The sequence below is a fragment of the Burkholderia sp. 3C genome, from assembly GCF_054589155.1.
Window position 1 is genome coordinate 1 of the sequence record NZ_BAAILN010000029.1, and the last position, 5,418, is coordinate 5,418.

Annotated in this window: 6 protein-coding genes; 4 read left to right on the forward strand and 2 right to left on the reverse strand. The window is 63.5% G+C overall.

What is annotated here, in order from left to right; all coding sequences use genetic code 11:
* Positions 1-241, forward strand: a 241-nt coding sequence (locus ACYP33_RS04075) for a hypothetical protein (protein ID WP_459619857.1), incomplete at its 5' end; no start/stop codon positions are given.
* Positions 242-319: 78 nt separating this feature from the next.
* Here ACYP33_RS04075 and ACYP33_RS04080 read toward each other — a convergent pair.
* On the reverse strand, positions 320-823 hold the full coding sequence (locus ACYP33_RS04080) for a DUF4148 domain-containing protein (protein ID WP_414448429.1): 504 nt from the start codon (positions 821-823) through the stop codon (positions 320-322).
* 291 nt (positions 824-1,114) lie between these two features.
* Here ACYP33_RS04080 and ACYP33_RS04085 point away from each other — a divergent pair, with 291 nt between their 5' ends.
* On the forward strand, positions 1,115-2,008 hold the full coding sequence (locus ACYP33_RS04085) for a LysR family transcriptional regulator (RefSeq protein WP_414448430.1): 894 nt from the start codon (positions 1,115-1,117) through the stop codon (positions 2,006-2,008).
* A 30-nt stretch (positions 2,009-2,038) separates the two neighbouring features.
* Here the strand turns inward: ACYP33_RS04085 and ACYP33_RS04090 are convergent, their stop codons facing one another.
* Complete coding sequence (locus ACYP33_RS04090; RefSeq protein ID WP_459619860.1) at positions 2,039-3,091, reverse strand: LysR family transcriptional regulator; 1,053 nt, start codon at positions 3,089-3,091, stop codon at positions 2,039-2,041.
* A gap of 453 nt (positions 3,092-3,544) precedes the next feature.
* Here ACYP33_RS04090 and ACYP33_RS04095 point away from each other — a divergent pair, with 453 nt between their 5' ends.
* Together ACYP33_RS04095 and ACYP33_RS04100 are read left to right on the forward strand one after the other, a co-directional pair.
* The gene (locus ACYP33_RS04095; RefSeq protein ID WP_459619862.1) at positions 3,545-3,994 is read left to right on the forward strand and encodes a DUF2231 domain-containing protein; all 450 of its coding nucleotides are present in this window, start codon (positions 3,545-3,547) and stop codon (positions 3,992-3,994) included.
* Positions 3,987-5,312 carry a PQQ-dependent sugar dehydrogenase gene (locus ACYP33_RS04100; protein WP_459619864.1) on the forward strand — a complete coding sequence of 442 codons (1,326 nt, stop codon included), beginning with the start codon at positions 3,987-3,989 and terminating at the stop codon, positions 5,310-5,312. The genes ACYP33_RS04095 and ACYP33_RS04100 overlap by 8 nt, the downstream gene beginning before the upstream one ends.
* The last annotated feature ends 106 nt before the right edge of the window (positions 5,313-5,418 follow it).

Consider the following 5,418-nt stretch of genomic DNA (forward strand, 5'->3'; position numbering starts at 1 on the left):
AAACACGGGGACGACAAGCGCCGGCGCCGCGATCGCGGCGTCGGCCCGTGTCACGCTCGCCGCCGCTCGCCCTGAACGGGCGGCCACGACGAGACGATGCGACGACGGCATCCGCGAAGCGGCACGCAGCGCGGACACAAAAAAGACGAAGAACCCCGGGACCCGGCTCGGCCGCTGCATCGGACACCCCGTTCCGGTGCAACGTCAGTGGATGCGCGACCGGACCGTAGCCAATGCATGACCCGGCGCCCGGACACATCAAACTGATGAGTGGAGCGGGAACCTATCACAAACAGAAAATTGTTGCGCTGAATCAAACTCAATTTGCAATAGTTGGCATAGGGTTCGCGCCGCCACTGGCCGTCCGCATGCTGCGGTTGCGTTCGGCATTCACACGGGCCGACGCGGCCTGCAGGTCGTCCACCCAATGCGAAGGGTTGTCGCGCGCGGGATTGAAACCGGCCTGCTCGTAGCGGGCCTGCTCCGCGCGAACCTGCGCGCGCGTCAACGGTGCATTGCCTTGCGCGAACGAAATGGCGGGAACGACGAAACCGGCCGCGACAATGGCGGCCTTGCAATACGACTTCATGTGGCAACTCCAGAAAGCTCGGTTCGTACGTTCGGACGTCGCTGCGTCCGTCGTGGCGCCGTCAGGCCTGTCGCGGCCGGTTCGTCTTGTGCGAACCGCTTCGCTCGAGCCTTGAATGGCGCCCGTCTCCCGCGCCTTGCGGCGCCAGCCTCCTGAAACTGATATCGCGTGCCCTTCAGGGCGCGCCGATGGCGATGAACGCGTGCCGGTCGCTTCGCGGCCAACGATGCGCACGGGGTAGTGTGCGTGAATCCGGCTGCCGGCAAGGTGTCCGCCGGCTGACTTCGTCGTTGGTCAAGCGCGCCGGAAACCACGCTCATCTTCCGGCGAACCGCAATGTAACAGCGTCCGGATTATTTGATTAGCCGCTCGATACGGCATGGCCTTATGAATGACGTTCATCAATCGGAGCGCCATCATGTCGCACCCTCACGAACGGCCACACTCCACACGTGCGTTTCGAGCCGGTGATAGCATGCACGATCTTTATCTCGAATTTATGTCCACCGCCCGGTGGGTTCCTCGATGGCACGCGACAATTTCAGCGATCTCCTGGCCTTTCTCGCCGTCGCGCGCGAACGCAGTTTCACGAAGGCGGCCGCGCAACTGGGCGTGTCGCAATCGGCACTGAGCCATACGATCCGCGGCCTCGAAACGCGGCTCGGCGTGCGGTTGCTGACGCGCACCACGCGCAGCGTCGCCACCACCGAGGCCGGCGAGCGGCTCATGCACGTGGCCGCGCCGCGTTTCGACGAAATCGAATCCGAACTCAATGCGCTGTCCGAATTGCGCGACAAGCCGGTCGGCCTGATCCGCATTACCGCGACCGATCACCCGGTCAACTCGATCCTCTGGCCGCGGCTCAAGCCGCTGCTGGCCGATTACCCGGGGCTCAAGATCGAGATGTCGATCGACTACAACCTGTCCGACATCGTGGCGCAGCGCTATGACATCGGCGTGCGTTTCGGCGATCAGGTGGCCAACGACATGATCGCCGTGCGCATCAGCCCCGACGTGCGGATGATGATCGCCGGCTCGCCCGAGTATTTCGCGCGCAACCCGTTGCCGAAGTGCCCGCAGGATCTGCTCGAACACGCCTGCATCAACCTGCGCCTGCCCACGCGCGGCAGCCTTTATGCGTGGGAGTTGAAGAAGGGCAAGCACGACGTGCTGGTGCGCGTCGACGGCCAGTTGATCTTCAACAGCACGCCGCAGATGCTGGCCGCCGCGCTGGAAGGCTTCGGGCTGACCTATCTTCCGGAGGACGAACTGATGCCGCACGTTCGCGCCGGTCATCTCAAGTGCGTGCTGAAGGAATGGGGCACCACGTTTCCGGGCTATCACGCCTATTACCCGAGCCGCCGGCAATCGTCGCGCGCGCTCTCGCTCGTGATCGACGCGCTGCGCCATCGCGACTGACGCCTTCCACCTGACGCCGGGCGGGTTCGTTCAGGCGTCGCAGTCGCTCAGGTCGTGGTGTTCCAGCGGCTGCTCCGGCTCGGCGCCATTTGCCTGCTTATCGTCGTCCCTGTCATGCGACGAGCGCACCGCGTGCGGATTCGCCGCGCCGGTCAGCGACGACAGCGCATGCGATTCCAGCTCCAGTACCGGCGGCACGACCGCACGCAGGTAATCGATGAACGTGCGCACCTTCGCCTCCAGATGCCGCCGCGACGGATAGAGCGCATGGATGCCGTTCGAGCGCAACCGCCAGGCCGGCAGCACGCGCGCCAGCGAACCGTCGCGCAAGCCTTCCAGCGCCGTGGAGATCGGCAACGGCCCGATGCCCATGCCGGAACGCAGCGCATCGGCCATCGCGTCCGCGACGTTGACGACGAACGGCCATTCCTGTTCCGGCATGAATAGTTCGGACGACGTAGCGCCTTCGAGCTGCCAGGCGCTGGTCGAGGCATTCGGCACCACGAGTTGCAGGCAGACATGGTCGTGCAGATCGGCCACAGTGGCCGGCACGCCCGCGCGGGCGAGATAGGCCGGCGATGCGCACAGCACGCTGTAGGTGGTGCCGATGCGCTCCGCGACCAAGGTGGAATCGCCCAACTCGCTGGCCACCACCACGGCGAGATCGTAGCCTTCATCGACCAGATCGGGCACACGCTGTGCGAGCGTCAGGTCGATCATGACCTCGGGATAGCGCTCGCGATAACGCGCGAGCCGCGGCACCAGGTAGTGCCGGCCGAAGCCCGCGGTGGCATGCACGCGCAAGCGCCCCGACGGGCAGCGCGCCGCACCCGACGCTTCGGCCTCCGCTTCATCGACGAGATCGAGAATCTGGCGACAGTGCACGAGGTAGCGTTCGCCGGCTTCGGTGACGGCAATCCGGCGCGTGGTGCGATTCAGCAAGCGCACGCGCAATTGCGATTCGAGCGCGGCAATGGCGCGCGACACCTGGGGCGTCGCGACGTGGGCGGCTTGGGCGGCCTTCGTGAAGCTGCCTGTCTCGACAACCTTCACGAACAAACGCATGTTGTCGAGGGTGGGCATTCGCCATGGCTCCGTTAAAGCGGGCCGGCGACAATGCCGGCGTTGTCGCAAAGGGCTGCGAACCGAGCGCGTATCTTCGCACAGCCATTGATGAATGGCCTTCATAAGCGCATGCCGAAATGGCGGCTAAAGCGTGGCGAACGAACGTGCCGAGTGCATCGGTGTGCCAACGATCCGGCGGCTGCGCGATGCCGTTGCGCGCGCATCGATACCGGTTTGCCGCGACATGAAGCGATTCGCTTCGATACGCATCGGCCAAAGCTGGCCTATATTTCACGAGGCCCGTGTACCGCGTTGCGATCGCGGGCTGCATCACCGTGCTTCGCTACATCGACATGACCTGAGAGCTGATGACGCCGCCGCCAGCGTGGCGTCAGTGGGACGACCGTATCGCTTCTGCTGCGGTCGCGCGTGATTGTTCACCTTCTTCCAATCAGACACGAGGATTTTTTCATGACTCCAGCCAGCCCGAGCTATCGGTCGCGGTTCGCCACCGCGATCTTCGACCTGCTCAATCCAATTCCCTACGGCCTGTTCGTCGGCACACTGATCTTCGACATCGTCTACGCCAATACCACCAACGTGCTCTGGGCCAAGGGCGCGTCCTGGCTCGTCAGCATCGGGCTGGTGATGGCGATCGTGCCGCGCCTGCTCAATCTCGGGCATGTCTGGCTACCGTCTCGCCGCCCGGTGTTGCGTACCGAACGCCTCGACTTCTGGCTGAACCTGGCCGGCATTATCGCCGCAATTGCCAACGCATTCGTGCATAGCCGCGACGCCTACGCGATTGTTCCGGAGAACGTACTACTTTCGGTGATCACGGTGGTATTGCTCGGCCTTGGCCAACTGACGCTCGCGTTCGGCAAGTTCGGCTTCGGCGCACAAGGGGGCCGTCATGAATAAGTCGCTCTCACTGAACGTGCTGGCCACCGCCATCGCGGCGACAATGCTGCTCGGTGCTTGCAGCGAAAAGGCGCAATACGATACGGAACATCAATCCGGCGCGAATCCGCCGCTGCCAAGCGCACGCAACTTCCTGATGCCGCCGATACAGGTGCCGAAGGGCGTGGGCTGGCAGGACGGACAAACGCCGAAGATTGCCCCGGGCTTGAAAATCGAGAAAATCGCTTCGGGATTGGCACATCCGCGGCAAGTTTATGTGCTGCCGAATCAGGATGTGCTGGTGGTCGAGTCGAACAGCCCGCACACGGAACCCGTCAGTTCTCCCAAGCAATTGATTGCCGGAATGATCACGAGCCGCGCCGGCAAGGGCGCGCCGGGCGGCAACCGGATCACCTTGCTGCGCAGGAAACCGGGCGGCAACGGCGAATGGGACAAATACCCGTTCATCGACAAGCTCGATTCGCCGTTCGGCGTGCAGTTGATCGGCAATACGCTCTACGTTGCCGATACCGATGCGCTGCTGAAATTCCCGTACACCACCGGCCAGACGTCGATCAGCGCGCCCGGCGTGGAGCTGGCCGACCTGCCGAGCACCGTCAACCACCATTGGACCAAGTCGCTGCTCGCCAGCCCCGACGGCAAGAAGCTCTATGTCGGCGTGGGTTCGAACAGCAATATCGGCGAGAACGGCCTGGACGTCGAATATCGACGCGCGGCGATTCTCGAAGTCGACGTGGCCTCGGGCGCGAGCCGCATTTACGCATCAGGGGTGCGCAACCCCACCGGGCTGCAATGGGAGCCGAAGAGCGGCAAGCTCTGGGCCATCGCCAACGAGCGCGACGAAATCGGTGCCGATCTCGTGCCCGATTATCTGACGTCGATTCAGGATGGTGGTTTCTACGGCTGGCCGTACAGCTATTACGGGCAACATGTCGATTCGCGTGTGAAGCAGCAGCGCCCGGATCTCGTCGCCAAGGCGATCAGCCCCGATTACGCGATCGGCTCGCACGTCGCACCGCTCGGTTTGTGGTTTTACACAGGCAACAACCTGCCGGCGGAGTATCGGGGCGGCGCCTTCATCGGCGAGCATGGCAGTTGGGATCGCTCACCGTTGAGCGGTTATGCCGTGGTGTATGTGCCGTTCAAAGATGGAAAACCCACGGGAGCGCCAAAGCCGGTGGTCACAGGCTTTACGTCCGACGACGAAGAGCAGCTCCACGGTGCACCGGTTGGCCTGACGCAAGACCGAGAAGGCGGGTTGATCATCGCGGACGATGTCGGCAATACCGTTTGGCGGGTGACGGGAGCGGGGGGCTGATTCAGAAGCCCCAAAGACAAAACCCCCACTGCATTCGCAGCGGGGGTTCTGAAGGGGAAGCCTGACGATTACCTACTTTCACACGGGCAATCCGCACTATCATCGG

Coding starts and splice junctions, on each gene's coding strand:
- ACYP33_RS04090 (WP_459619860.1), bottom strand. CDS start 3,091: ATGCCCACCCTCGACAACATGCGTTTGTTCGTGAAGGTTGTCGAGACA.
- ACYP33_RS04095 (WP_459619862.1), top strand. CDS start 3,545: ATGACTCCAGCCAGCCCGAGCTATCGGTCGCGGTTCGCCACCGCGATC.
- ACYP33_RS04085 (WP_414448430.1), top strand. CDS start 1,115: ATGGCACGCGACAATTTCAGCGATCTCCTGGCCTTTCTCGCCGTCGCG.
- ACYP33_RS04100 (WP_459619864.1), top strand. CDS start 3,987: ATGAATAAGTCGCTCTCACTGAACGTGCTGGCCACCGCCATCGCGGCG.